26 protein-coding genes are annotated in these 26,538 nt (G+C 44.1%); 2 read left to right on the forward strand and 24 right to left on the reverse strand.

Features of this window, described 5'->3' with window-relative positions; all coding sequences use genetic code 11:
- Window positions 1–116 precede the first annotated feature (116 nt).
- Window positions 117–2,117, forward strand: coding sequence for an oxidoreductase (locus WKT00_RS04780; protein WP_101695570.1), 2,001 nt, complete (start codon window positions 117–119; stop codon window positions 2,115–2,117).
- Window positions 2,118–2,191: 74 nt separating this feature from the next.
- Here WKT00_RS04780 and WKT00_RS04785 read toward each other — a convergent pair whose 3' ends face one another.
- The 20 genes from WKT00_RS04785 to mtaB all read right to left on the reverse strand — a co-directional run bounded on the left by WKT00_RS04785 (window position 2,192) and on the right by mtaB (window position 21,953).
- A complete protein-coding gene (locus WKT00_RS04785; protein ID WP_101695571.1) occupies window positions 2,192–2,887 on the reverse strand; it encodes a peptidoglycan recognition protein family protein in 696 nt (231 codons plus the stop codon).
- A gap of 136 nt (window positions 2,888–3,023) precedes the next feature.
- Window positions 3,024–4,052: an aldose epimerase family protein gene (locus WKT00_RS04790; RefSeq protein ID WP_340261333.1), complete on the reverse strand. Its 1,029-nt coding sequence runs from the start codon at window positions 4,050–4,052 to the stop codon at window positions 3,024–3,026.
- A gap of 148 nt (window positions 4,053–4,200) precedes the next feature.
- Entirely contained in the window at window positions 4,201–5,655 is a 1,455-nt protein-coding gene (gene guaB, locus WKT00_RS04795; protein ID WP_101695573.1) for an IMP dehydrogenase, read from the reverse strand.
- A gap of 122 nt (window positions 5,656–5,777) precedes the next feature.
- Window positions 5,778–6,269, reverse strand: coding sequence for a DUF6106 family protein (locus WKT00_RS04800; protein ID WP_101695574.1), 492 nt, complete (start codon window positions 6,267–6,269; stop codon window positions 5,778–5,780).
- A gap of 134 nt (window positions 6,270–6,403) precedes the next feature.
- Complete coding sequence (groL, locus tag WKT00_RS04805; protein ID WP_101695575.1) at window positions 6,404–8,026, reverse strand: chaperonin GroEL; 1,623 nt, start codon at window positions 8,024–8,026, stop codon at window positions 6,404–6,406.
- Between the two features lie 61 nt (window positions 8,027–8,087).
- Entirely contained in the window at window positions 8,088–8,372 is a 285-nt protein-coding gene (locus WKT00_RS04810; RefSeq protein ID WP_101695576.1) for a co-chaperone GroES, read from the reverse strand.
- Window positions 8,373–8,488: 116 nt separating this feature from the next.
- A complete protein-coding gene (locus tag WKT00_RS04815) occupies window positions 8,489–8,800 on the reverse strand; it encodes a hypothetical protein (protein ID WP_242962676.1) in 312 nt (103 codons plus the stop codon).
- A 19-nt stretch (window positions 8,801–8,819) separates the two neighbouring features.
- Window positions 8,820–9,602 carry a GTP-sensing pleiotropic transcriptional regulator CodY gene (gene codY / locus WKT00_RS04820; RefSeq protein WP_101695578.1) on the reverse strand — a complete coding sequence of 261 codons (783 nt, stop codon included), beginning with the start codon at window positions 9,600–9,602 and terminating at the stop codon, window positions 8,820–8,822.
- Window positions 9,603–9,682: 80 nt separating this feature from the next.
- On the reverse strand, window positions 9,683–11,749 hold the full coding sequence (gene topA, locus WKT00_RS04825) for a type I DNA topoisomerase (protein WP_101695579.1): 2,067 nt from the start codon (window positions 11,747–11,749) through the stop codon (window positions 9,683–9,685).
- Between the two features lie 46 nt (window positions 11,750–11,795).
- Window positions 11,796–12,902: a DNA-processing protein DprA gene (dprA, locus tag WKT00_RS04830; RefSeq protein ID WP_101695580.1), complete on the reverse strand. Its 1,107-nt coding sequence runs from the start codon at window positions 12,900–12,902 to the stop codon at window positions 11,796–11,798.
- A gap of 33 nt (window positions 12,903–12,935) precedes the next feature.
- Window positions 12,936–14,501, reverse strand: a complete 1,566-nt coding sequence (locus WKT00_RS04835) for a YifB family Mg chelatase-like AAA ATPase (RefSeq protein WP_340261348.1) — start codon at window positions 14,499–14,501, stop codon at window positions 12,936–12,938.
- A 251-nt stretch (window positions 14,502–14,752) separates the two neighbouring features.
- Window positions 14,753–15,370, reverse strand: coding sequence for an RNA polymerase sporulation sigma factor SigK (sigK, locus tag WKT00_RS04840; RefSeq protein WP_101695582.1), 618 nt, complete (start codon window positions 15,368–15,370; stop codon window positions 14,753–14,755).
- A 114-nt stretch (window positions 15,371–15,484) separates the two neighbouring features.
- On the reverse strand, window positions 15,485–16,726 hold the full coding sequence (locus WKT00_RS04845; protein ID WP_101695682.1) for a peptidase U32 family protein: 1,242 nt from the start codon (window positions 16,724–16,726) through the stop codon (window positions 15,485–15,487).
- Between the two features lie 40 nt (window positions 16,727–16,766).
- Window positions 16,767–17,408 (reverse strand): O-methyltransferase, encoded by a 642-nt coding sequence (locus WKT00_RS04850; RefSeq protein ID WP_101695583.1) that lies wholly within the window; start codon window positions 17,406–17,408, stop codon window positions 16,767–16,769.
- A gap of 80 nt (window positions 17,409–17,488) precedes the next feature.
- A complete protein-coding gene (locus WKT00_RS04855) occupies window positions 17,489–19,156 on the reverse strand; it encodes a ribonuclease J (protein ID WP_101695584.1) in 1,668 nt (555 codons plus the stop codon).
- A gap of 30 nt (window positions 19,157–19,186) precedes the next feature.
- Window positions 19,187–19,642, reverse strand: a complete 456-nt coding sequence (locus WKT00_RS04860; RefSeq protein WP_101695585.1) for a Fur family transcriptional regulator — start codon at window positions 19,640–19,642, stop codon at window positions 19,187–19,189.
- A 6-nt stretch (window positions 19,643–19,648) separates the two neighbouring features.
- On the reverse strand, window positions 19,649–19,909 hold the full coding sequence (locus WKT00_RS04865; RefSeq protein ID WP_101695586.1) for a DUF1292 domain-containing protein: 261 nt from the start codon (window positions 19,907–19,909) through the stop codon (window positions 19,649–19,651).
- A gap of 5 nt (window positions 19,910–19,914) precedes the next feature.
- Entirely contained in the window at window positions 19,915–20,337 is a 423-nt protein-coding gene (gene ruvX / locus WKT00_RS04870; RefSeq protein WP_101695683.1) for a Holliday junction resolvase RuvX, read from the reverse strand.
- Window positions 20,338–20,342: 5 nt separating this feature from the next.
- Entirely contained in the window at window positions 20,343–20,606 is a 264-nt protein-coding gene (locus tag WKT00_RS04875; protein ID WP_101695587.1) for an IreB family regulatory phosphoprotein, read from the reverse strand.
- A gap of 57 nt (window positions 20,607–20,663) precedes the next feature.
- The gene (mtaB, locus tag WKT00_RS04880) at window positions 20,664–21,953 is read right to left on the reverse strand and encodes a tRNA (N(6)-L-threonylcarbamoyladenosine(37)-C(2))-methylthiotransferase MtaB (RefSeq protein WP_101695588.1); all 1,290 of its coding nucleotides are present in this window, start codon (window positions 21,951–21,953) and stop codon (window positions 20,664–20,666) included.
- Between the two features lie 142 nt (window positions 21,954–22,095).
- Here mtaB and WKT00_RS04885 point away from each other — a divergent pair, with 142 nt between their 5' ends.
- A complete protein-coding gene (locus tag WKT00_RS04885) occupies window positions 22,096–22,332 on the forward strand; it encodes an HPr family phosphocarrier protein (protein WP_101695589.1) in 237 nt (78 codons plus the stop codon).
- A 77-nt stretch (window positions 22,333–22,409) separates the two neighbouring features.
- On the opposite strand, the gene thiI is transcribed toward WKT00_RS04885, so the two are convergent.
- Genes thiI through prmA form a run of 4 tightly spaced genes read right to left on the reverse strand, consistent with a single transcriptional unit; the run spans window position 22,410 to window position 26,529 of the window.
- The gene (thiI, locus tag WKT00_RS04890) at window positions 22,410–23,591 is read right to left on the reverse strand and encodes a tRNA uracil 4-sulfurtransferase ThiI (protein WP_101695590.1); all 1,182 of its coding nucleotides are present in this window, start codon (window positions 23,589–23,591) and stop codon (window positions 22,410–22,412) included.
- A gap of 13 nt (window positions 23,592–23,604) precedes the next feature.
- Window positions 23,605–24,765 (reverse strand): cysteine desulfurase family protein, encoded by a 1,161-nt coding sequence (locus tag WKT00_RS04895; RefSeq protein ID WP_101695591.1) that lies wholly within the window; start codon window positions 24,763–24,765, stop codon window positions 23,605–23,607.
- 44 nt (window positions 24,766–24,809) lie between these two features.
- Window positions 24,810–25,550 (reverse strand): 16S rRNA (uracil(1498)-N(3))-methyltransferase, encoded by a 741-nt coding sequence (locus tag WKT00_RS04900; protein ID WP_101695592.1) that lies wholly within the window; start codon window positions 25,548–25,550, stop codon window positions 24,810–24,812.
- 25 nt (window positions 25,551–25,575) lie between these two features.
- Complete coding sequence (prmA, locus tag WKT00_RS04905) at window positions 25,576–26,529, reverse strand: 50S ribosomal protein L11 methyltransferase (protein WP_101695593.1); 954 nt, start codon at window positions 26,527–26,529, stop codon at window positions 25,576–25,578.
- Window positions 26,530–26,538: the final 9 nt, after the last annotated feature.

Below are 26,538 nucleotides of genomic sequence, written 5' to 3' on the forward strand. Positions count from 1 at the left end.
CATAGACAAATTCTATTGTCTCGACCAAAAACATGCATTTGTTTTATATTTAACAATATTTTATAATAAACGTATACTTCAAGTAACCATTAGGAAATCGTATGGAGGAAATCAAAATGAAAAACAATTATCCACATATCTTTCAGCCACTGACGCTGAGAGGAATGACCATGAGAAACCGTGTGGCAATGATGCCTATGGGAAGCGATTTTGCAGGACATAACGGAGAATTAAGTGACGAACATATTAAGTATTATGAACTGCGTGCACGCGGCGGCACAGGATTAATCATTGTTGAAAATATCTGTGTAAAATATCCAGAGGGTTCCAATGGAACAACGCAGCTTCGTCTGGACAAAGACTGCTACATTCCGCGCATGTTCAACCTGACAGAAGCCTGTCACAGACAGGGCGCATGCATCGGTGTACAGATCAACCACGCCGGAGCCTCTGCCATGAGTTCCAGAATCGGAATGCAGCCGGTATCTGCTTCTACCCTTCCATCCAAGCCAGGCGGAGAGACTCCTCGCCCTCTTTCTAAAGAAGAACTGGAAAGCATTGCAAAGGACTATGCTGCCGCTGCCAGACGTGCTGTAAATGCCGGATTTGATTTAATCGAAATTCATGCCGGACACTCTTATCTGATCAGCCAGTTCCTGTCCCCAACCATGAACGACCGCACCGACGAATTTGGCGGATGTGCTAAAAACCGTGCACGATTCTGCCGCATGATCATTGATGAAGTAAGAAAAGCAATTGGTCCAAGAGTTCCTATTTCTCTGCGTCTTAGCGTTGACGAACTGGTAGAAGGCGGAAATACCGTAGAGGACTGTCTGGAATATTTGGAATATTTAAATGATGAAGTTGATTTATTCGATACCTCTGCCGGATTAAATCCAACCATTCAGTATCAGATTGACGCCAACTACCTGGAAGACGGCTGGAGATCCTATATGGCAAAAGCAGTTCGTGACAAATTCAATAAACCAACCATTGCAATCGGAAACATCCGTGATCCAAAGATTGCCGACGATATTATTGCACGGGGAGATGCCGATCTTATCGGTCTTGGACGTGGTCTTATCGCAGATCCTGACTGGTGCAACAAAGCAAAATACGGAGACGTCTGCGATATCCGCAAATGTATCTCCTGCAACATAGGATGTGTCGGCAACCGAATCGGCGGAAACAAACCGCTTCGCTGTACCATCAACCCGGATCTGACAGAAGGCGAATCTTACAAGAAGAAGCAGGTTGCAAACCCTTGCAGCGTGGTTGTCGTCGGAGCCGGAACTGCCGGTCTTGAAGCTGCATGTACTGCTGCTGAAGTTGGATGTCAGGTAACCCTTTTGGAGAAAAAAGACGAAATCGGCGGACTTTCCGTTGAGATTTCCAAGATTCCTGCAAAGAAGAGACTGGCAGACTTTCCTACCTACTTAAAACATCGTGCATCTAAGCTTTCTAACTTGACGATTAAAACAGGTGTAGACGCAACAGTAGAAGACATTAAGGCTTACCAGCCGGATCTCGTTGTCAATGCCACAGGTTCCGTTCCTCTCCTTCCTCCAATTGAAGGACTTCACGAGAATCTTGCTAGCGCAGATGCATCTGTATACTCCATTATGGATATGATTGACAATCTTGATAACTATCCGGAAGATCTCACCGGTAAAAAGGTTGTTGTTGTCGGCGGAGGTGCCGTAGGTCTTGACGTAGTCGAATTCTTTGCACCACGCGGAGCTGAAACTACCATCATTGAAATGATGCCAATCATCGGAAACGGACTGGATGCTTCATCTACCGCCAGCATGAAAGAATGTATGAGCAAGCATCACGTAACCCAGATGGTAAATACAGCTCTTATGAAAGTAAATCCACATTCCTTCCTAGTTAAATACGATGGAAAGGAAGAGGAACTTCCATTTGATTATGGTTTTGTATGCCTGGGCATGAAAGCACACACACCTATTTGGGAAGCCATCGAACAAGGATTTGAAGGCGAGAACACCGAAGTGATCAACATCGGCGACTCTGTTCGTGCAAGACGCATCATCGACGGCACAGATGCCGGACGCCATTTGGTATTGAATACTTTGGAGCGTTTGGGATATCTGTAAAATATATCTTAAAGAGCCACAGTACTTGTAAACACAAGAACTGTGGCTCTTATTTTACTCTTTATTCCAGAAGCCTACATCTTCCTTCGGTACTCTTCCAGCCGCGCCCCTATCTTTTCTTTAAACGTCTTCCATGCCTCTTCGTCCTCTACAAAATACTTCGGACAATTCTTTCCTGTTACATCATAATGACGAATTACATCCTCCTGATCTAAGTCAAACTTCAGGCAGAGCCATGCACATAGATCTACCACAGATTCATAGGTCTCTTCATTAAATTTCCCAGCCTCATCCGGATGACAGCACTCAATGGATACCGTATCCATGTTCCGGCTGTTGGACGCATATGCCATCTCCCAGGTAGGTACGCATTGAATAATTTCCCCTTCCAATCCAACAATAAAATTGCTGCTTACACTCGTCGTATGACTGTCTTTGAGCCCTTCAAAATAATTACGGTTATCCATAGCTGTAGCTCCTGGATTCGCAGTATAATGCACAACAATTCCTGTAATCTTATTTACCTTCGTCCCAGGTCTGGAATAGGGATTCACCGTCAAAAGCTCTACATCAATATCCGGACGTACCGCATCCACCGCATCTCCGCTTCGCTCTTGATACTGATCTGAAAACCAGATCTTCTTCGCCAGTTTTCCCACTCCCAAAACAACCAATATCAACAGGAGAAGAAGCATTCCCATTCGGATATTCCGCTGCATCTTTCTCTTCTTCTGCGCTGTGCTTAGCTTCCGCCTGTATTTCTTTTTCATTCGTACTTATCTCCTATCCACAGCCCTTCGGCATTTCTTCCTTTCTATCTTAGCATGCCGGACGAAGGTTTTTATGAATAGTTCCTTATGATTTTCTAAATTCTGTATGTTATCTTACAAATTTTTCCTAAGTAATCTACTCTGTATAGAAACGATATTCGGTCGTTGTATCGTATGCCTCATTTGCTTTCACAATCGGCCCTTCAAACTGCTCTTTATGAACAGCATCCGGGAAATACTGCGTCTCAAAGCATAGGAAATCCCGGATCTGATACACTACTCCTCCTTTTCCCGGCTCATTTTCCAAATAATTTGCTGTATACAGATGAACGCCCGGAAGATCTGTATAAACCTCCATTCCGATCCCTGTCTCTTTCGCGTACATTCCTGCCACTTTACGAAAACCGCTTCCATTCAATACATAGTTATGATCATATCCTTTTCCCAGAATCAAAGCTTCATAATCCGCTTCAATATCCCGTCCAATAACTTTGCGGGTTCTGAAATCCATCGGAGTCCCTTCTACGGATACAAACTCACCCGTAGGAATTGACTCTTCATCCGCTCTAGTATAAGTCTTTGCATCCACCCAAGCTTCCTGAGACAGAACGCTTCCTGATTCATGTCCTGCCAGGTTAAAGTAACTATGATTAATCATATTCACCAAAGTATCCTGATCTGAGACTCCATGGTAATGAATCTTCACACCATTTTCCTCTGTCAAGGTATAGGTCACTGACACGGTAAAGTTGCCAGGGAATCCCTGATCTCCGTCGGGACTGAACAGCTCAAATGTCACATGACTTTCATCTGCCTCCACCATTTTCCACAACCGCTTCGGATAGAAATCTCTGCCCCCATGCAGAGTATTCTTTCCGTCATTTGCTGTCAGTAAATATGTCTTTCCCTCAATATCAAAGGAGGCGCCGCCAATCCGATTGGCCACGCGGCCTACAGTCGCTCCGATCGATGCTTCCCCCTTCTCATATCCGGTTACATCATCATACCCTGCCACTACGTCTATCATCCGACCGCCACTCGCAGGAATCAACACTTGCACCAAAGTCGCTCCGAAATCCGACACTTTGATTTCCATCCCATTCTGATTTTTTAAGGAATAAAGATGTGCCTCTTCCCCATTTTTTAAAATTCCAAATTTCTGCATTTCCCTTTTCTCCTCTCACCAGTTTCCTCATATCTTCCCTTATGATACCGTTCTTTTCTCTGAATGTCCATAGAAAAAGAAGGGGAAAAATATGCCATCGGCTCAGCGGCACAAACTGCCGCCAAACAGATGACATATCACAAATCTCTTATTCGTCTACACTATAGTTCGGAGCCTCTTTGGTAATATGAATATCATGCGGATGACTCTCCTTCAAAGATGCTGCCGAGATCTTCACAAACTGTCCACTCTTCTTCAGATCCTCGATGGTTGGAGTACCACAGTAACCCATACCGGAACGAAGTCCTCCCATCAGCTGGAATACCGTATCCTCTACCGTTCCTTTATATGCAACACGTCCTTCTACACCTTCCGGAACCAGTTTCTTCGCATCGGACTGGAAGTAACGGTCTTTGCTTCCGTTCTCCATTGCTGCAATAGATCCCATACCACGGTAAACTTTATACTTTCTTCCCTGGTACAGTTCAAAAGTTCCCGGGCTCTCATCACAGCCAGCAAAAATGCTTCCCATCATACATACGTTAGCACCGGCTGCAATTGCCTTCGTCATATCTCCTGAGTATTTGATTCCTCCATCTGCAATAATCGGAATTCCATACTTGTCAGCTACTTCATAACAGTTCATAACAGCCGTAACCTGTGGAACACCGATTCCTGCAACTACACGGGTCGTACAGATAGATCCTGGGCCGATACCTACTTTCACAGCGTCAACACCGGCTTTAATCAATGCCTCTGCCGCCTCTCCAGTTGCCACATTTCCTGCAATGACCTGAAGATCCGGGAATTTATTCTTCACCATCTCTACGGTTCTCAAAACGTTGGCAGAATGTCCATGTGCAGAATCCATAACCACAACGTCAACCTTTGCATTCACAAGTTCCTGTGCTCTTTCCAGGCAATTTGCTGTAATTCCAATTGCAGCTCCACAAAGAAGACGACCCTGACTATCCTTGGCAGACAGTGGATACTTGATCTGTTTCTCAATATCTTTAATGGTAATCAGACCCGTTAAATTAAAGTCCTTATCTACGATCGGAAGCTTTTCCTTTCTAGCCTTTGCAAGAATTTTCTTTGCTTCCTCCAGTGTAATTCCCTCCGGAGCCGTAATCAGCCCTTCAGACGTCATGGATTCTTTTATCTTCTTAGAGAAATCTTCTTCAAACTTCAAATCACGGTTGGTAATAATACCGACTAACTTTCTTCCCTCTGTGATCGGGACTCCTGAAATACGGTATTTTGCCATCAAGTCATTGGCATCTGCCAGTGTATGTTCCGGTGACAGATAAAATGGATCGGTAATTACACCATTTTCCGAACGCTTTACCTTATCTACCTCTTCTGCCTGCTGCTCAATCGACATATTCTTATGAATGATACCGATTCCTCCCTGGCGTGCCATTGCAATCGCCATGCGATGCTCGGTTACCGTATCCATACCAGCACTCATCATCGGTATGTTCAGTCTAATCTTCTTCGTCAAATGTGTTGATAAATCCACTTGGTTTGGGATCACTTCTGAATATGCCGGTATCAGCAGCACATCATCAAATGTAATTCCTTCTCCAATGATCTTTCCCATGATTCTAATCCTCTCTTTCGTTTCTTTAGTTAATGATTTAAGAGCTATAATAACCAATCTCTCTACGTTTTGTCAACCAATTTATTGATTTTTCTAAAATCTCTTTTCCAAAATCTGCATTCTTACCGACGAATCACCTTTCTCGGCGCCATCATAGAATATCCTTCTATAATGGTATCATTCGGTTCAAAAATTACTTTCGTCATTTCTCCTTTATTCGTCACCACCAATACATAGCGTCTCGCCTGCTTATTTCCAGAGCTAAAGTCTTTGACCTTTACATTCTGGTACTGTCCAAGCTCCGATGCCCCTGCAGGCGCCAGCAATTCCACATCATTGATGGCCGCCGAAAACTTGCGCTTTCTTTTCGCTTTATTCAGAATAATATCGATATCCAACTCTCCATTTACATAGAGATATTCATATTCTACATTCATTCTTCGGAACAAAAAAACATCCAAAATAATCACCAGAACCGGCAGAATAATCCCCAATGGGAAGAAGAATACGATCACAATTGAAAGAAGCGTCAGAAGAATCAGTCCGATCTTTATCATCCGATCCTTTGCATCTGCTTTCTTTTTCACCAATTGTTCTGTATAATAGTCGCTCATTTCCTTTTCCTCCGCAATTCTTTCATACCAATGTGATTCTCATTATACCACATTTCAACTAAAAGAAAACTCCTCTTTCGAGGAGTTTTCAAATTCTTTAGAATTGTATCTGCAGGATCAACTCAAATGCTCTATTACATCATTCCCATTCCTGCTCCACCTGCCGGCATAGCCGGTGCATCTTCTTTAATGTTTGCAACAACAGACTCTGTTGTCAACAGTGTAGATGCTACACTTGTTGCGTTCTGCAATGCACTTCTTGTTACCTTTGCAGGATCCAGGATACCATATTCTACCATGTCTACATAGTTCTCCGTCAAGGCATCAAATCCGGTTCCCACTGGAGATTCTTTTACTTTGTTAATAATAACGGAGCCTTCCAGTCCTGCATTTGCAGCAATGTGGAACAGCGGAGCTTCCAGTGCTTTTAATACAACCTTCGCACCTGTCTTCTCATCTCCATCCAGTGTCTCTGCCAGTTTTGCAACCTCTTTTGCAACATGAATATAAGCAGATCCGCCTCCGGCGATGATTCCTTCCTCTACTGCTGCTCTTGTCGCATTCAGCGCATCTTCCATACGAAGTTTTGCTTCTTTCATCTCAGTCTCTGTAGCTGCTCCTACACGAATCACAGCAACACCACCTGCTAATTTTGCAAGTCTTTCCTGTAATTTTTCTCTGTCAAAATCAGATGTTGTCTCCTCAATCTGTGCTTTAATCTGAGCTACACGGTCAGAAATCTCTTTCTTGTCTCCCATACCGTCTACAATGACCGTATTTTCTTTCTGAACCTTCACAGATTTTGCACGTCCAAGCTGATCCAGTGTTGTCTCTTTTAAATCCATTCCCAATTCATCAGATACTACCTGACCACCTGTTAAAATTGCGATATCTTTCAGCATTTCTTTTCTTCTGTCACCGTATCCAGGAGCTTTTACAGCCACTACATTAAATGTTCCGCGCAGTTTATTCACGATCAGAGTAGTCAGCGCCTCTCCCTCGACATCCTCTGCAATGATCAGAAGTTTTGCACCTGACTGTACTACCTGCTCTAACAGAGGCAGAATTTCCTGAATATTGGAAATTTTCTTATCTGTAATCAAAATGTATGGATCATCCAAAACCGCTTCCATCTTATCCATGTCAGTAGCCATATATGCAGATACATATCCGCGGTCAAACTGCATACCTTCTACCAGATCCAGTTCCGTCTTCATCGTCTTGGACTCTTCAATTGTAATAACACCGTCGTTAGATACTTTTTCCATTGCATCTGCAACCATTTCTCCAACTTCTACGTCTCCTGCTGAAATTGCAGCAACCTTTGCGATCTGATCTTTTCCATTTACTTTACTGGACATTCCCGCAATTGCCTCTACTGCTTTTTCTGTTGCCTTTCTCATACCCTTGCGAAGAATGATCGGATTCGCTCCTGCTGCTAGGTTCTTCATTCCTTCATGTACCATAGACTGTGCCAAAACTGTTGCGGTTGTTGTTCCGTCACCTGCCACATCGTTGGTCTTAGATGCCACTTCTTTGATCAGCTGAGCACCCATATTTTCAAATGCATCTTCCAACTCAATTTCTTTTGCAATTGTCACACCATCATTGGTGATCAAAGGAGCTCCGAAAGATTTATCAAGAACCACATTACGTCCCTTTGGTCCAAGCGTTACTCTTACTGTATCTGCAAGCTGATTGACTCCAGCTTCCAACGCACTTCTTGCCTCTGCCCCATATTTAATTTCTTTTGCCATGATAATCTGCCTCCTAACTATATTCTATCCAATCTGCTACTCTTTTCCCGAAATCTTTCTTCTATTCGCATACTGCCAAGATATCATCCTGTTTTACGATAATGTATTCTTCGTCTTCAATTTCAACGGTCGTTCCTGCATATTTAGAATAAATAACGGTCTGGCCTTCTGTCACGTTCATCTTTACTTCTTTGCCATCAACTGTTCCACCTGGGCCAACAGCTACTACTTCTGCCTGCTGCGGTTTTTCTTTGGACTGTCCAGGAATTACAATTCCGGATTTTGTAGTCTCTTCTGCTACTAACTGTTTCAATACGACTCTGTCTCCCAATGGTACTAATTTCATATTTATTCCTCCTTAAATAATAACCTCTGGATTATTAGCACTCACAAAAAGAGAGTGCTAAAAGATTCTAGATATAAAATAGCACTCTCTCTGTATTTTGTCAACAGACTTTCTATTTAGTTTACAAGATTTTTATAAAATCCATTTTTGACATGAACTCTTATGACATTGCCCAATTTGTTCCAATACCGTTCTTCAATAACTCCCACACAGGAAACCTCTCCTTCCTGTGTATGAATCCTGCATTCATAGATCCCGTCCAGAGAAAATACCGGAAGCTTTGCCTCCCCTGACAATAAATATATGTCTTCTTCCTCTGGATTATACGTGATTACACTACAATAATAGGTCGTTTCATCATAATAGCCATCTTTCAGAATCATCCGCTGCATCCGGACTTCTGCCTGGCACTCTTCATACATAGCCATCTTTCCTTCTCTGCGCTCTTTACTTTATGCGTTCTGCCTTAATATGCTCCAGTTCGGTAAACACGTAATCGTTTACGACCTTAATATAAGTTCCCTTCATACCAGAAGAACGGGACTCAATTACGCCAGCACTTTCAAATTTACGCAGTGCATTTACAATCACAGACCTTGTAATTCCTACCCTGTCTGCGATCTTACTTGCCACCAGAATTCCCTCTGTTCCATCCAACTCATCAAAAATATGGATGATTGCTTCCAATTCCGAATAGGACAAAGTACTAATTGCAGACTGAACAATATGCTCTTTTCTTGTCTCCTCTGCACTTTCTTCATTAACGGAGCGAAGCATTTCCAAACCGACAACCGTCGTTCCGTACTCGCTTAAGATAATATCATCAATCTCATACATCTCTCCGGATTTATAAAGGAACAGGGTTCCAAGACGTTCTCCCGCAATATCAATCGGCGTAATAATGGCCTGATATCCCCGCACTGCATCCGCTGAAAATCCGAGTGTTTCAAGATTGACATTTTCTTTTGTGGAGAGAATACTAAGAAGACGCTCATTCAGCATCTCATCAATATGTTTTCCCACTTCCCGCTCAATTAACTCTGTAATGTACGGCACATCGCTGCACTTGCTGCCGCCAAGCACTTTTCCTTTCTTACTAACCACCAGCACATTAGAGTTCAAAATCTCTGTCAGCACCTCGCAGATATCATTGAACACAACCTTGCTGGAATTGTTATTGTGCAGTAATTTGTTGATTTTTCTTGTTTTGTCTAATAATTGCACGCTCATTGAAATTCCTCCATTCTTGAATGTTATATTAACATATAATTCATCAACATTCAATGAATTTTCAAAATATTCTTTCTCTTTTATTTATTTTCTACATAACCGCACTGTTCATCTGAACACAGCAGCTTATTTCCTTTTTCTACCATGTAACTTCCACATTTTGGACACTTCTTAACAGATGGCTTCTGCCAGGACATAAATTCACATTCCGGATTATCTTCGCATCCATAGTACTTTCTACCCTTCTTCGTCTTGCGAACCACCACGTCTTTGCCACATACCGGACAAGCCACTCCGATCTTCTCCAGATATGGCTTGGTATTTCTGCACTCCGGAAATCCCGGACAGGCCAGGAACTTTCCATGGGGTCCGTACTTGATCACCATATTGCGTCCACATTGATCACAGATGACATCAGTCACCTCGTCTTCAATCTTAACTTCTTCCAGCTCTTTTTCCGCCATCTCTACTGCCTGCATCAAATCTGGATAAAAGTTCTCAATAATCGTCTTCCACTTTACCTGACCCTCGGCCACACCATCCAAAAGGCTTTCCATATTTGCGGTAAAATTCACATCTACAATACTCGGGAAGGACTGTTTCATAATATTGTTTACCACTTCGCCGATTTCCGTCAAATAAAGGTTTTTATTTTCTTTTGCCACATATCGTCTTGCGATAATGGTGGAAATCGTCGGAGCATACGTACTTGGACGTCCAATCCCCAGTTCCTCCAAAGTCTTGACAAGTGCCGCCTCCGTATAATGCGCCGGCGGTTGTGTAAAATGCTGCTTGGAATCAAAACTTTCTTTGGTGAGTTTGGAATCCATATCCAATCCCTTTAACAGAACATTTCCAGATTCCTTCTCTTCTCCCGCCTCCACATAAACCGTTCGGAAGCCTTCAAATATAATCTTGGAAGCTGCTACTGTAAACCGGTAGGAACCAGCCGCAATCTTTACGGATGTCGTCTCATATCTGGCCGGCTGCATCCGGCTTGCCAAAAAACGCTTCCATACCAGCTGATACAGGCGGAACTGATCTCTGGAAAGGGAATCCTTTACCGATGCCGGTGTTCGCGTCACATCTGTCGGACGGATCGCCTCGTGAGCATCTTGAATAATCTTCTTGCCGCTTCCACTTCTACTCTCGCCCGCCGCTACAAATTCTTCTCCATATGCTTTTCCAATATAATCACGTACACTTATCTCTGCCTCATCAGAAACACGGGTAGAATCGGTACGCAGATACGTGATCAAACCGACGGTTCCGCTTCCTTTGATATCCACACCCTCATATAACTGTTGCGCAATCCGCATCGTCTTTGCCGTCGCAAAGTTCAGCGCCTTAGACGCCTCCTGCTGCAAAGTACTGGTGGTAAATGGAAGTGGCGCCTTTTTCACGCGCTCTCCTTTTTTGATGTCTGCCACTGAATACTCTGCATTTTCTACTTCCTTCAAAATCTGATCCAGCTGCTCTTTAGAACTAATAACCACCTTTTCTTTTTCAGTTCCATAAAATTTGGCATTTAAAAGCTTACGCTCCCCTTCTACTTTCAGATTCACATCCAAAGACCAATATTCTTCTGGTATAAATGCATTGATTTCTTCTTCTCTGTCTGCAATAATCCGAAGTGCCACCGACTGCACACGACCGGCACTTAATCCTCTCTTTACTTTTGCCCACAGAAGAGGACTAATCTTGTAACCCACAATCCTATCCAGCACACGTCTTGCCTGCTGCGCATCTACCAGATCCATATCAATTTCACGCGGATTCTTCAAAGACGCCTTCACTGCATTCTTAGTAATCTCATTAAAACTGATCCGATAAACTTTTTTATCCTCCAGTTTCAACGCTTTACACAAATGCCAGGAAATCGCCTCTCCTTCTCGGTCCGGGTCAGTTGCAAGATAGATCTTGTCTGCCTTCTTTACTTCTTTCCGAAGTCCCGCAAGCAGTTCTCCCTTTCCTCGAATGGTAATATATTTCGGTTCAAAATCATGTTCTACATCAATTCCAAGCTGACTCTTCGGAAGATCCCTGACGTGACCGTTGGATGCAGTCACCACATAGCTGCTTCCGAGGAATTTCTTAATTGTCTTCACCTTTGCAGGTGACTCCACTATGACGAGATAGCGTGCCATATAATTATTTCCTCCAATACCTGTAACTCTTTTGTGAATACCGCCATCAGTCACAGCAAGTTTTCACATAATAATTCCGGGACACTTCCGTCACAAGACCCTTCATCTGAAGTGATACCAGTGTCCTTAACAGCTCCGGGATCGCAAGACCCGTTTCTGCTGCCAGCTGATCCATTCCTTCTGGATACAAGCCGAGACAACTATACACTATATTTTCGGGACTTTCAAGCATTATTTCATTTTTGTCAGATTTTTTTCCCAATCGTTTATTTTGAATCCCCAGTTCTTTCAGCAGGTCTTCCGGACTCAAAAGAATCCCTGCTCCCTGCCGAATCAACAGATTACACCCCTCACTTAACGGACTGTTCACTGGACCCGGAAGTGCATACACATCCTTTCCCTGTTCCAAAGCAAGATCTGCAGTAATCAGCGATCCGCTCTTTTTTCGAGCCTCCATCACCAGCACCACATCTGCCAGTCCACTGATAATTCGATTTCTTCTTGGAAAATTTGACGAAAAAGGCTTCCTCCCAGGTGGAAATTCTGATACAAGCCCTCCTGCTTTCTGAATATCCATATACAGTCCAATATGCTCCCTTGGATAACAGATATCTACGCCACATCCTAATACTCCACAGGTATATCCGCCGCCATTTAAGGCCCCTCTCTGACCAGCTCCGTCAATTCCCCGTGCCAGCCCGCTGATCACTGCCACGCCATTTTGCGCCAGGATTTTCCCATACTCCAGCGCCAACCGCTCCCCGTACACTGTACATCCTCTCGCACCTACAATCGCTGCCGATAAGCTTTCTTCATCAGGAAGCCTTCCCTTTCCATATAACGCATACGGAGGGTCTTCTATCTTCTTCAGCCTTTTAGGGTATCTTTCGTCAAAACAAGTAAGAAACCAAATTCCTTCTTGTACAAGCTTTTCCCCAGTTTCTTTCATATTCTTCCTGGTTTCTCTTCTCCTGTCCCGAAGTACCTTCCTATCTTTTTCCGTCAGTATGTCCAAACGACACAGCTCTGTTTCTTCTATATAATATACCGCTTCTGCACTCTTGTATTCTGTCTGAAGCCATATCTTTTTCCGATCCGACAACGAAGAAATCCCTGCCAGCCAATATTCATATATTCTTGTTTTCTCATCCATTTTCCATCCTCACAACTTTTCTATCTCTTTCTATCATCGACTCCAATACTTCTTATCCAATCCGCGATAGCCAATCGCTTCCATTAGATGTGGTTCCCGCACCACCTCACTTTCCTCTAGATCCGCAATGGTCCTGGCAACCTTCAAAACCTTGTGATAAGTACGGGCCGTCAAGTGTAATGTTGCATATGCCTGCTGCATCAGGCGTTCTTCCTCCTTTCCAAGCCTGCAAAAATGCTCCAACTGCCGAATCCCCATCGATGCATTCGTAAGATGGAATCCATTTCCCGATCCAATTCCTGTTTCGCCCTGATATCTGGAACTTTGAATCTCCCTGGCTCTGCAGATCCGCTCTCGAATAGTCTCTGAGTTTTCTGGAATTTGAAATGATTCCGACTTCATACACAGTGAATCATAGGAAACTCTGGAAACCTCTACGCAGAGATCCATCCGGTCTAAAAATGGCTGACTGACCTTCCCTAGATACTGCTGAATCTGATGCGGAAGACAGCGGCATCTCTCCGGATCCGGGTAGTTCCCGCAGGCACATGGATTCATGGCTGCAACCAGCATAAAATCTGCTGGAAACTCATAATTTCCATGTCTTCGTGACAGGCGGATTCTTTTCTCTTCCAACGGCTGTCTAAGCGACTCTAATACTGGTTTTGGGAATTCTGCCAATTCGTCCAGGAACAATACCCCACCGTGTGCCAAACTGATTTCTCCTGGTACCGGTATCATACCGCCTCCAATTAATGCCGCTCTTGACACCGTATGATGCACTTCCCGAAACGGTCTCTCTGTTTTCAGCGGATGCTCTTGATCCACAAGCCCAAGAACGCTGTAAATCTTGGTAATCTCCATACTTTCTCCCCTGCTAAGCGGAGGCAAAATAGTAGGAATTCGTCTGGCAATCATAGACTTTCCACTCCCGGGCGGCCCCACCATCAAAAGATTGTGACCTCCTGCCACTGCTACTTCCGCCGCCCTTCGAACCATCTCTTGACCTCGAATCTCCTGAAAATCAATAGGAAACCGTTCTTTTTCTTCTGGCTTTCCCTCTTTTCTCGAAAAAAACAACTGTTCTTTCCCATTTAGATAGCCGCAAATCTGCTCTAGAGTCTCTGCCCCCAACACCTCAATTCCTTCTGTCAACGCACCCTCCGCCATATTTTCCACCGGAAGAATCAACCGTCTGATCCCCGCCTCTTTTACAGCAGCCGCAACAGGCAGCACTCCGGAAACTTTCTGAACACGTCCGTCCAAACCCAATTCTCCTACAACCGCTGTTCCTTCCAATGCCTGTCCAGGAATCAAATCAAGCGCTGCCAATACCGCCAATGCAATGGGCAGATCAAAAGAAGATCCTTTCTTTCGCATCGTAGCCGGAGCCAGATTCACTACCACCTTTCTGGCTGGAATCTGTATCCCTGTATTACGGATCGCCGTCCGAACTCGTTCAGATGCTTCCTTCACTTCCGAAGACAGATACCCCACCATATGAAACATCGGCAGTCCATTGCTTACATCCGCCTCCACATGAATCATCTCAACATGAAGTCCCTGAACAGCTGCAGACATTACCATACCAAATGCCATACACACACCTCTTTCTCTGTTCATTTTTCGCTTACATTTCCAATGTGATAATCGGCTGAATCAGCCAAAATAAATAAGAATTGATTTAAAAAGAACCCGATCGGGCTATTTCTTAAAATGATAATTTTATCGTAGCTCAATCTTATCTTCCTGTCAACAGTTTTTAGACCAAACGAAACTTCCAGAATCAATTTGGGACGGAGGTTTTTTGAAAAAACCTCCGTCCCAAATTGCGCAAACCCGCACAGGGCTTAGAAATATCTACGCAGCTTCTCCACTGCGCTCTTCTCAATTCTCGACACATAAGAGCGGGAGATCCCTAACTGCCGGGCGATCTCCCGCTGTGTGTACTCTTCCCCATGATACAGTCCATACCGCATTTTCAATACCAGTCGTTCTCTTCCTGACAGCTCTGTCTCCACCTTCTCATACAGCATTTTTACCTGATCTTTGAACTCCACCTTTCGACAGACATCGTCCTCCTTCGCCTCAATAATATCGAAAAGCTGAATTTCGTTCCCTTCCCGATCCGTTCCGATAGGTTCATATAGGGATACTTCCTTCGATGTCTTCTTTTTGGCCCGAAAATACATCAAAAGTTCATTCTCTATGCACCTTGCAGCATAAGTTCCAAGACGAACACATTTCTCCGGATTAAAGGTTACCACCGCCTTCATAAGCCCGATGGTTCCTATAGACAGCAGATCTTCACTGTCTTCCTCGCAAGACTGGTATTTCTTTACGATATGAGCCACAAGGCGCAGATTGCGTTCAATCAGAATGTGTTTTGCTTCCAGATCACCCTCCGTATATTTTTGCAGATATGCTCTTTCTTCCGATGCAGTGAGGGGTTGGGGAAATGATTTCAAAAAAAGCACCTCATATCGCATTTGGTATAGTCTATGTTCCCGCTGCGATATGTGTGCTTTTCCAAACAATTTTCTTGCAAATCAAAGCTGATTCGGAACCAGTTTCTCAAAAGCTTAAGATTCTGGCATCTTCTCTTCCCGACGCAGAATATCGTAAACATCAGCCTCCTTATCAAGCTCTACATACAGAACTTGTTTGGGGTGCGGAGCGCTTTCCTGCTCACAGCCATCTTCGTCTACGATCCGTCTGACTATCGTCTTTTCGTTTCCTCCATCTGGCTTCATAATCTCAATTTCTTCTCCGACAGAAAATTTATTTCTCTGCTCGATTCGGCACATTCCGTCCTTCTTCTCTCCGACAATTCCCAAATATGTGTACTCTTTGACATAAGTATTACTGTCATAGATCTGACTTTCATCTCCCGGCTTTCCAAAGTAGAATCCGGTTGTAAACTGCCGATAAGTACAGTTGGAAATCTGATCCAAATACCAAGGCATATTTGCCTCATACTTCTTCGGATCCTCCAGATAATCGTCAATGGCTTTCCGATAGGTTCTTGCTACTGTCGCTACATAAAGCGCTGTCTTCATTCGCCCTTCGATCTTAAAGCTATCAATTCCGGCCTCGATCATTTCTGGAATATGCTCAATCATACACAGATCCTTGGAATTGAAAATATAGGTTCCGCGCTCATTTTCATAAACCGGCATATACTCGCCAGGTCTCGTCTCCTCAACAACCGCATATTTCCAGCGACAAGGATGCGTACAGGCTCCCTGATTCGCATCTCTTCCCGTGAAAAAGTTACTTAACAGGCATCTTCCGGAGTAGGAAATACACATAGCGCCATGAATAAAGCTTTCGATCTCCATCTCTGCCGGAATACGCTCCCGAATTTCTTTAATCTCTTTTAAAGACAGCTCTCTGGCTGTCACCACTCTTTTTGCCCCTTGATTCCACCAGAAATTGAAGGTTCCGTAGTTTGTGTTATTGGCCTGTGTACTCACATGTCTCTCAATCTCCGGACAAATCTCCTTCGCCATCTGGAAGATGGCTGGATCTGCGATAATCAATGCATCCGGACCAATTTCCTTTAATTCTTTTAAGTAGGTTTCCACACCATCAAGATCCTCGTTATGAGCCAGAATATTGACCGTCACATGAACCTTCGCCCCATGCTCATGGGCGAACCGGATTCCCTCCTTCATATCTTCCATCGAAAAATTCTTTGCCTTCGCGCGCAGCCCAAATGATTCGCCTCCAATATATACGGCATCTGCACCGAAAACAACTGCTGTCTTCAACACTTCCAGGCTGCTTGCCGGGATCAGCAATTCCGGACGTTTCTGTTCCATCTCTTTTTCTCCTTCTTTTGATTCCTGTATTCTTTCTCTTCTATTTTCTGACACTTAGCGCCACACCGTCTCCCAGTGGAAGAATTGATGTCTGCAGACGTTCATCATGCTTTAATTCGTATAAATACTCCCGCATACGGCTGTGAATCGTCCGATTTCTCCGCTCTACGGCAAATCGAGACTCAATAATATCTCCATCCTGCAGCACATTATCCGACATCAGCACTCCGCCCGGAGCAAGAAGCCGAATAGCTTCCGGCATATAATGGATATACTGGCCTTTTGCTGCATCCATAAAAATAAAGTCATACGGACCAGTAAGGGAGCGCATTACCTCCAACGCATCTCCTTCCACCAGGGTGATCTGATCTTCCCTTCCTGCCCGTTTAAAGTTCTCCCGGGCAATAGGAATCCGTTTTTCATATTTTTCAATTGTCGTAATATGACTTCCCTGCGGCAGGTATTCACTCATCAGAATCGCCGAAAAGCCAATTGCTGTTCCGACTTCCAATACCTGCATAGGCTGCTTCATTGCAAGAAGCACCTTTAGAAAACTCTGAGTCTCTTTCCGGATAATCGGCACAAAGGTCTCAAGTGCCTCCTGTTCAATCTCCTCAATCACCGAACGTTCCGCCGTCTCCAACGAATGGATATAGGTGATCATTCTCTCATCAACTATCATTTGAGCAACTTCCTTTTTCTTTTCATCCACCAATGAATAAGTTAGGACGTAACCCCTAAGGAAAGGGTTACGTCCCCATCTTATACATCCATAATAATCGGTAAAATCATCGGACGTCTTTTCGTCCGTTTCCAAATAAATTCATTCATCGTGTCACGGATGACCATTTTAATCTTGCTCCAGTCCGCATTTCTCTGGTGCATCAGGCAATCCTCTACTGCATCAGTCACGATCTTTCTCGCCTCTTCCATCAGACCTTCAGACTCCCGCACATACACGAATCCACGAGATACAATGTCTGGTCCTGCCAAAAGCTGGTTGCTTCCCTTTTCTAGGGTAAGCACCACGATCAAAATTCCATCCTCTGCCAGATGCTGACGATCTCTTAACACAATGTTTCCAACATCTCCAACACCAAGTCCATCTACCAAAATCGCTCCGGTGTGTACTTTGTCTACCACCTTTGCCTCTTCATTACTTAACTCAAGTACGTCTCCCGACTGAAGGATGAACACATTATCCTTCGGTATTCCAAGACTGGTTGCAATTCCTGCATTCGCCTTTAAGTGACGGTATTCTCCGTGCACCGGAACAGCATATTTCGGTTTCACAAGAGAATAGATCAGTTTTAACTCTTCCTGACAGGCATGTCCTGAGACATGAGCATCCTGGAAGATCACATTTGCTCCCTTAGATGAGAGTTCATTAATCACACGGGAAACCGATTTTTCATTTCCCGGAATCGGGTTAGAACTGAAAATAACAGTATCTCCCGGCATAATCGTAATCTTCTTATGCACGTCCGCCGCCATTCTCGACAATGCCGCCATGGATTCTCCCTGGCTTCCTGTCGTAATCAGAACCATCTTCTCCGGCGGATAATTCTTCATCTGATCCAGTTCAATCAAGGTCTTATCCGGCACATTCAGATAACCCAACTCCTGCGCAACCTGAATAATATTTACCATGCTGCGGCCTTCTACCACAACCTTTCGGCCATACTTGCATGCAGAGTTGATAATCTGCTGCACACGGTCTACGTTCGACGCAAATGTAGCAATAATAATTCTTGTATTCTGATGCTCTGCAAAAATATGATCAAAGGTAATTCCTACCGTACGCTCCGATTGTGTAAATCCTTTGCGCTCTGCATTGGTACTGTCAGACATCAGCGCCAGTACCCCTTTCTTTCCGATCTCCGCAAATCTCTGCAGATCGATAGCATCACCGAACACCGGCGTATAATCGACCTTAAAGTCTCCCGTATGAACAACAATACCGGCCGGGGAATAGATTGCCAGCGCTGCCGCATCCTGGATACTATGGTTCGTCTTAATAAACTCGATTCTAAACTGTCCCAAATTGATAGACTGTCCGTGCTTTACTACTTTTCTTCTGGTGCTGCGAAGCAAATTATGCTCAGACAGCTTTCGCTCAATAATTCCCATAGTAAGCTTTGTCGCATAAATCGGAAGATTCATCTCCCGCAACACATAAGACAACGCTCCGATGTGATCCTCATGCCCGTGGGTAATGACAAATCCCTTTACTTTCTGAATATTATCCTTCAAATAGGTAACATCCGGAATCACAAGGTCAATTCCCAGCATATCATCTTCCGGGAACGCCAGACCACAGTCCACCACAATAATACTGTCTTCGTATTCAAAGGCAGTAATGTTCATTCCAATCTTTTCCAAACCTCCAAGTGGAATGATACGCAATTTTCCATTGTTTTCTCTTTTCAAATTAACACCTCCATGTGTCTCTTTTCCGTACTACTTTTTCTTTTCACGGCATTCTTTGCATTGTCCATAAAATTTTAATTCGTGGTCTAACACATGAAATCCCATTGCCTCCTCGATATGCGCCTCCAACTCGTCCAAAAGGTCATCCTTGAAAGGAAGCACCTTTCCACAGGTTCTGCATATTAAGTGGTGATGATGATGCTTATTCTCTCCGTCACAGAATTCCCCAATCTCATAACGAATACATCCATCATCCAGATTAATCCGATCCACCAATTGCATTTCTAACAACAACTGCAATGTCCGATATATGGTAGCCAGCCCGATTTCCGGGTAGTCTTCCTTCACTAATTCATAGATATCCTCTGCAGTCATGTGCCTATCGCGCTGATCTGCGAGTACTTCTAATACCAGTAACCGCTGGTTGGTCACTTTTAAGCCTTTTTCTTTCAGCATCTCTTTAAATTCTTCTTTACTGATAGACATCCCACTCTACCTTTCAATCTCAACATCTTCCAGAAGTTCTTCAAACACTTTTGAGACTGCTGCAAGCTCCACATCATCTCCCACAATCTCATAAAGGCTGTCCGCCTCTCCTTCTCCGGACGTATCTTTCAGAATCAGACATTCTGCGTCATCGTCTTCCGAATCTGTTACCAGAATGTAAGACACTCCACTTACTCTCGTCTGCTCCAGCACAAAGAACTCCACTTCCTCCTGAAGTTCCTCAGACATAAACTTAATTTTTTCCATACTTATCACCTCGAAATCGAATCCAGATATCCCTGTAATATAAAAACAGCCGCAATTTTATCTATATATTTTTTGCGATCCTCACGTCTTACTTTATTCTCGATTAACGTCCGTTCCGCTTCCACCGTAGTCAGACGCTCATCCCACATCACGACCTCAAGGCCGGTCCGTCTGGTAAGCATCTTCCCGAATTCTATAGATTGTTCCGCCCGATTTCCAATATCATTATTCATATGTTTGGGAAGGCCGAGGACAATTCGCTCCACCTGGTACTCTTCAATTAACGCTTCGATCCGAGCACAGGTTTTGCGCAGCTTGTTCTCTTCCTTCCTGCAGATGGTCTCTACTGCCTGAGCCGTGATCCCGAGGGGATCACTGACTGCTACGCCTACCGTCTTTGAACCGTAGTCCAGTCCCATAATCCTCATCATTATTATACCCAGTTATGATGCTCGATATACGTCTTGAGCATCTCTTCTACCAATTCATCCCGCTCCATCTTCATAATCAGACTTCTTGCTCCGTTATGGCTTGTAATATACGTCGGATCTCCCGACATAATATAGCCGACAATCTGATTTACAGGATTGTATCCCTTTTCACTCAACGCTTTGTACACGATCTCCAGAATATCTTTTGCCTGAATCTGCGGACCGCTTTCTACCTGAAAAAACTGAGTGCTGCTTAAATCTTTCATTTACTCACGTCCTCCAATCATATTTCTCTTCTATTTTAACTGATTAGCATTCAAAATTCAATGTATTATTTGCAAATGGCTCTCAATTTCTACATTTACCAACTGATTCGTGAGATTTTCTTCGGTTTTTCGTCCAATTTTGACATACTCCTTTGTATGTCCCACCTGCCAGGTTTCTCCGTCAATCTGCACAGCCTCTTCCATCAGCACCTCCTGGGTTGTTCCAATCAGACGTTCCTCGTATTCCTTCTGCTTCTTCTTGTTAAGCTCAAGAAGTTCGTTGCTTCTTCTGGTTTTCTCCGTCTCCGGTATCTGATTTTCCATCGCAGCCGCCTTCGTCCCCTGCCGCCTGGAATACTTAAACACATGCGTCTCATAGAAATCCACTTGATCTACAAATGCCTTTGACGCTGCAAACTCTTCTTGCGTTTCCCCAGGAAATCCCACAATAACATCCGTCGTCAATGCCGGATGGTCAAAGTATTTCCGAAGCAGTTTGCAGCCATCCATGTATTCCTCTGCTGTATAGCGGCGGTTCATCCTCCTTAGCGTCTCATCGCAGCCACTTTGCAAAGATAAATGAAAATGAGGGCACATTTTCGGAAGCTTCGCAATCGCCTGTACAAATTCCTCCGTGATAATTCGAGGCTCCAGACTTCCCAGCCGGATTCTCTCAATACCAGACACTTCGTGAACCCCCTGAATCAGAGACAGTAAGTTTTCACCGGTGTCCACTCCGTAGGAACTTAAATGAATCCCAGTCAAAACCACTTCCTTATATCCGCCTTCCGCAAGTTTTTTCACTTCCGCAATCACACTGTCATAGCTTCTGCTTCTGACGCGTCCTCTTGCGAACGGAATAATACAATAAGAGCAAAACTGATTACAACCATCCTGCACTTTAATATAAGCCCTGGTATGTTCCGCGGTCTTCGTCAGATGGAGTTCCTCATACTCATCTGTATGATTGATATCGATCACTTCTTTCTGCACCGTCTGTTTTTCTTTTGAAGCTTCATATTCTGCCAGGATCTCTACGATATTCTTCTTCCGATTGTTTCCAACTACAATATCAATGCTCTCATCTATCTCGTCTTGTTTTGCCTGGACATAACAACCGCATGCAACCACTACCGCATCTGGGTTCTTCTTCTTTGCCCGGTGCAGCATCTGTCTGGATTTGCGATCCGCCATATTCGTCACTGTACAGGTATTAATAATATAGACATCTGCATCCTCGTGAAACGGAACGATTTCATATCCCTCCTGTTCCAGCAATTCCTGCATTGCCTCTGTCTCATATGCATTTACTTTACATCCAAGATTATGTAACGCTGCTCTCTTCATCGCTTGATTCCTCTTCTTTCTCTACAGTTTTCCATCTTTTTTTGTATTTCTTAATGCCTCTTTGACAATTTATTCCTTGACTTTTATCCGCCATACTTTTAAGATAATGTTAGCACATGAATTATCAAGGAGGTACGACCCAATGAAAACAATACAGATTTCTTTAAATTCTATCGACAAGGTAAAATCCTTTGTAAACGATATCACCAAATTCGACTATGACTTTGATCTGGTATCCGGAAGATACGTCATCGACGCAAAATCCATTATGGGAATTTTCAGCCTGGATCTTTCTAAGCCGATTGAACTGAACATCCATGTTGACAATTCAGATATCGATTCCATTCTGGAGATTTTAAAACCATATATCTGTGAATAAATCGATTGTCTCATATAAAAACGATCAGGGCTGTTACAAAACACTGGAACGTGTCATGTTTTGCAACAGCCCTCTTTTTATTTTACTTCAATAATTTCAACGGAATCAATTGCCTCTCTCATCAGTTCCTCAATTTTTTCTTCCAACTTTTCTTCTGAACGTCTGATCACATCCACATTTGGTTTGGTCACCGGATGCTTGGCTACAAAGATCGTACAACAATCTTCAAACGGCTGGATAGACGTCTCAAAGGTATTGATCTTCTGCGCTATATCTACAATGTCCTGCTTGTCAAATCCAATCACCGGACGATATACCGGCATAGTACACACATCGTTCGTTGCCGCAAGGCTTTGCATGGTCTGGCTTGCCACCTGTCCAATACTCTCTCCTGTAATCAGCCCCAGACATCCGTCTTTCTTAGCAAAATGCTCCGCAATCCGCATCATATACCGCCGCATAATAATAGTCAATTCATCATGCGGACACTGATCATAGATATACAACTGAATATCCGTAAAGTTCACCACATGCAGTTTGATCGGACCTGAATACTTTGATACCAGCTTCGCCAGATCTACCACTTTCTGCTTTGCTCGTTCACTGGTATACGGCGGAGCATGGAAATAGGTAGCTTCCAGGCCAACTCCACGCTTAGAAATCATATATCCTGCCACCGGGCTGTCAATTCCGCCGGACAAAAGAAGCATGGCAGATCCATTGGTTCCTACAGGCATTCCACCCGCTCCTGGAATAATCTGCGAATATACATAAATCTCGTGACGAATCTCCACATTCAGCATAACTTCCGGGTGATGTACATCCACCTTCGTCTCAGGGAACGCTTCTAAAATCACCTCTCCCAAATCACAATTAATCTCCATAGATGTCTTTGGATAAGATTTTCTCGCTCGTCTCGCTTCTACTTTAAAGGTCAATTTTTTATCTGGATACATCTCATCCATATAAGCAACTACGTCCTTTTTCAGTTCTTCAAACCCGCGATCTTCCATACGGACAACCGGGCAGATACCAACAATTCCGAATACTCGCTTCAAATGTTCCACGGTATCCTCATAATCATACTCTCCCTCACAATCCACATAGATTCTCGCCTGGGATTTGTGTACATGGAAGTCTCCATCCACATCACGAAGGGCAAACCGGATCTGTCTGACGAGGGCATCTTCAAACAGATACCGATTTTTACCCTTAATTCCTATCTCTCCGTACTTCAATAAAAATGTATGAAATCTCATTCTCTATCTTCTCCTAATGTCTGGTATATTTCCGTAGCATCGGTACTATATTATATAGTGTATCCAGGGTATAGTCAATCTCTTCCGGCGTGGTAAATTCCGACATGCTGAATCGAAGTGTTGCATCCAAAAATTCCCGCTTCGCTCCGATCCCCTTCAGCACCCCGCTGATCTGCGGATGATTGGACGAACATGCGGATCCGGAAGATACATAGATTCCCTTTTCCTCCAGCGCATGCAGAAGCACTTCACTCCTTATGTCTGCAAATCCCACGCTGATGATGTGCGGTGCCGACGTCTCATCAAAAAGGCCATGGATCACTGTGTCCGGAATCTTTGTAATACCTTCAATAAATCGTTCTTTCAACCGACGCATCTGCGCTACTTTTTCGTCCAGATTTTCATAGACCGTCTTCGCCGCCACCCCAAGTCCGGCAATCCCGGGAACATTCTCCGTACCGGAGCGAATATTCTTCTGTTGCTCTCCACCAAAGACTATCGGCTTAATCTTCACGTGTTCATCAATATACAACGCTCCAATTCCTTTCGGCCCATGAATCTTGTGACCACTGATCGAACACATATCCACCTTCAACCGCTTTGGATAAATATGGTATTTTCCAAATCCCTGCACAGCATCCACATGGAACAGAATATTTTTATTATAAGCCTTTACAATGCTGGCTGCTTCCTGGATTGGCTGCACGGATCCCACCTCGTTGTTTACATACATAATGGAAACCAGGATCGTTTCCTCACACAACGCCTCTTTCAGAGCCTCCAGCTCAATCCGTCCATAGGGATCTACCGGCAAATAGGTAACCCGAAATCCTTCCTCTTCTTCCAGATATCGCATCGTATTCAAAATAGCCGGATGTTCAATAGAGGAAGTAATCAGATGCTTTCCCGCACGATGATTTGCTCTCGCCGCTCCAATCAACGCCAAATTATCGCTTTCTGTTCCTCCTGAGGTGAAAAAGATCTCCTTTTCCTGTACCTTCCAAATCTTCGCCAACGTCTCCTTCGCTTCTTTTACATAGTTTTCTGCCGCTACTCCCTTCGCGTGCATAGAGGACGGATTACCGTAGTCTTCACACATAACCTTTCGTACAATATCCCCTACGCAGGCGTAGGCCTGTGTAGTAGCGGAGTTATCCAGATATACTTCTTTCATACGTTTCACTTCCTGTTTTATTTTCTTCTTATTATCAGAATATGTTACTCTGCTTCCAGATGGAACATCAGGATCGACAGTACAGTAAGCCCTGCCGTCTCCGTCCGAAGAATCCTCTTGCCCAGGGTAATTACTTGTGCGCCTGCCTCCATTGCCTGCTCCACTTCTTCCCGTTCAAATCCGCCCTCCGGACCGATAAAAATCCCAATCGACTGCCCTGGCAGGATCTTCCTAATCACCTCTTTGGTAGTCTTCATTCCTTCCGCCAGTTCATAAGGCAGAAGCAATACATTAAGTTCTGCCGCTTTAGAAAGAGCTTCCCGATAGCTGATTACAGGCTGAACTTCCGGAATACAGCCTCTTCCAGCCTGCTTCGCCGCACTTTCTGCAATCTGCTGCCAACGTTCCGCCTTTTTCTTAGCTTTTTTCTCGTCCAGCTTTACCACTGACCGCTTCATAGCAACCGGAATCACCTGACACACACCAAGTTCCACCGCTTTTTGCACAATCAGTTCCATCTTATCCTGCTTGGGAAGTCCCTGAAACAGGTAAATTTTAGAAGGGAGTTCCGTATCAACAAGCATCTCTTCTTCCACCCTTAAAACGGCACACTCTTCCTCATAACCCGCAATCCTGCAACGGTACTTCAGGTTATTTCCATCACTGATCATCACAGCTTCTCCAACCTTCATCCGAAGCACATTCTTCATATGATTCACATCAGCGCCCTCTATTCGAATAGAGTCACCTTCCACCTGCGACGGTGTCACAAAAAAATGCTGCATCTTCGCCTGCTCCTTTATCTTTCCATTAATTTTTTCTTGCCGTTACCGACACCCACTCTCCCTGATGGTTGACTTCTAACACTTCAAGCCCTGCCGCCTTTACTGCATCAACCACCGTCTGTTCCTTATCATCAATAATTCCGCTGGTGATATAGATTCCGCCGTGTTTCAGCTGTCCGATAATCACCGGTGTCAGAGGCACCAGCACATCCGCCAAAATATTCGCCGCTACAATATCATACTTCTCATATCCAACCGCATCTTGCACCGCCGGATCATCAATAATATTTCCAATCATCACCTCATACTGATCCCTGCCAATTCCATTGACTTCCATATTCTCATGGGTCGCATCGATCGCACATGGATCAAGATCTGTTCCTACAGAATGAGCCGCACCAAATTTAAGCGCCAGCATCCCCAAAATTCCACTTCCGCATCCCACATCCAAAATCTGCGTATCCGGTTTCACATATTTCTTCAGCTGTCGGATGCAGAGCTGCGTCGTCTCATGCATTCCCGTTCCAAACGCAGTCCCCGGATCAATATGAATCACCAGCTTATCGCTGTCTTTTTCTTCTACCTGTTCCCAGGATGGAATTACCAGAATGTCATCGATATAGAACTGGTGGAAATACTGTTTCCAATTGTTCACCCAGTCCACATCTTCTGTCTGGGATTCCTCGATGGTACACTCACCTACCTCCAAATAGCTTCTCATTTCTTCCAGCTCTTTTCTTATATTCATCAAAATGGACGCGGCATCTTCTTCCTCTTCCAGATAAAAAGTCAGATAAGCAGTTCCGTCATCTTCTGCAATTTCCGGCAGAATATCCACAAACATCTGCTCCTTGTCTTCCTTGGTAAGCGGAACCTTATCTTCAATCTGAACCCCTTCAATGCCCAGATCCATCAACATACTGCTTACGATATCCTCCGCCTCTGTAGTCGTCTTCAGACGATATTGATTCCATTTCATATGACTTTC

It is taken from the genome of Dorea sp. ICN-14282 (assembly GCF_037890115.1).
In the GTDB taxonomy this organism is placed as follows: Bacteria; Bacillota; Clostridia; order Lachnospirales; family Lachnospiraceae; genus Dorea_B; species Dorea_B phocaeensis.

Bases quoted from the DNA above. Each gene is read 5' to 3' on its own strand.
- WKT00_RS04815 (WP_242962676.1), bottom strand. From the start codon at position 8,800: ATGGCTATGTATGAAGAGTGCCAGGCAGAAGTCCGGATGCAGCGGATG.
- ruvX (WP_101695683.1), bottom strand. From the start codon at position 20,337: ATGAGGATTATGGGACTGGACTACGGTTCAAAGACGGTAGGCGTAGCA.
- WKT00_RS04875 (WP_101695587.1), bottom strand. From the start codon at position 20,606: ATGAAAGATTTAAGCAGCACTCAGTTTTTTCAGGTAGAAAGCGGTCCG.
- WKT00_RS04790 (WP_340261333.1), bottom strand. From the start codon at position 4,052: ATGCAGAAATTTGGAATTTTAAAAAATGGGGAAGAGGCACATCTTTAT.
- thiI (WP_101695590.1), bottom strand. From the start codon at position 23,591: ATGAGATTTCATACATTTTTATTGAAGTACGGAGAGATAGGAATTAAG.
- mtaB (WP_101695588.1), bottom strand. From the start codon at position 21,953: ATGAAGAGAGCAGCGTTACATAATCTTGGATGTAAAGTAAATGCATAT.
- WKT00_RS04885 (WP_101695589.1), top strand. From the start codon at position 22,096: ATGAAAACAATACAGATTTCTTTAAATTCTATCGACAAGGTAAAATCC.
- WKT00_RS04835 (WP_340261348.1), bottom strand. From the start codon at position 14,501: ATGGCATTTGGTATGGTAATGTCTGCAGCTGTTCAGGGACTTCATGTT.
- WKT00_RS04860 (WP_101695585.1), bottom strand. From the start codon at position 19,642: ATGTCTATCAGTAAAGAAGAATTTAAAGAGATGCTGAAAGAAAAAGGC.
- WKT00_RS04780 (WP_101695570.1), top strand. From the start codon at position 117: ATGAAAAACAATTATCCACATATCTTTCAGCCACTGACGCTGAGAGGA.
- dprA (WP_101695580.1), bottom strand. From the start codon at position 12,902: ATGGATGAGAAAACAAGAATATATGAATATTGGCTGGCAGGGATTTCT.
- WKT00_RS04850 (WP_101695583.1), bottom strand. From the start codon at position 17,408: ATGATAGTTGATGAGAGAATGATCACCTATATCCATTCGTTGGAGACG.
- groL (WP_101695575.1), bottom strand. From the start codon at position 8,026: ATGGCAAAAGAAATTAAATATGGGGCAGAGGCAAGAAGTGCGTTGGAA.
- WKT00_RS04900 (WP_101695592.1), bottom strand. From the start codon at position 25,550: ATGCAGCATTTTTTTGTGACACCGTCGCAGGTGGAAGGTGACTCTATT.
- WKT00_RS04800 (WP_101695574.1), bottom strand. From the start codon at position 6,269: ATGAGCGACTATTATACAGAACAATTGGTGAAAAAGAAAGCAGATGCA.
- WKT00_RS04810 (WP_101695576.1), bottom strand. From the start codon at position 8,372: ATGAAATTAGTACCATTGGGAGACAGAGTCGTATTGAAACAGTTAGTA.
- codY (WP_101695578.1), bottom strand. From the start codon at position 9,602: ATGAGCGTGCAATTATTAGACAAAACAAGAAAAATCAACAAATTACTG.
- WKT00_RS04785 (WP_101695571.1), bottom strand. From the start codon at position 2,887: ATGAAAAAGAAATACAGGCGGAAGCTAAGCACAGCGCAGAAGAAGAGA.
- guaB (WP_101695573.1), bottom strand. From the start codon at position 5,655: ATGGGAAAGATCATTGGAGAAGGAATTACATTTGATGATGTGCTGCTG.
- topA (WP_101695579.1), bottom strand. From the start codon at position 11,749: ATGGCACGCTATCTCGTCATAGTGGAGTCACCTGCAAAGGTGAAGACA.
- WKT00_RS04845 (WP_101695682.1), bottom strand. From the start codon at position 16,726: ATGGAACAGAAACGTCCGGAATTGCTGATCCCGGCAAGCAGCCTGGAA.
- prmA (WP_101695593.1), bottom strand. From the start codon at position 26,529: ATGAAATGGAATCAATATCGTCTGAAGACGACTACAGAGGCGGAGGAT.
- WKT00_RS04895 (WP_101695591.1), bottom strand. From the start codon at position 24,765: ATGAAAGAAGTATATCTGGATAACTCCGCTACTACACAGGCCTACGCC.
- WKT00_RS04865 (WP_101695586.1), bottom strand. From the start codon at position 19,909: ATGGAAAAAATTAAGTTTATGTCTGAGGAACTTCAGGAGGAAGTGGAG.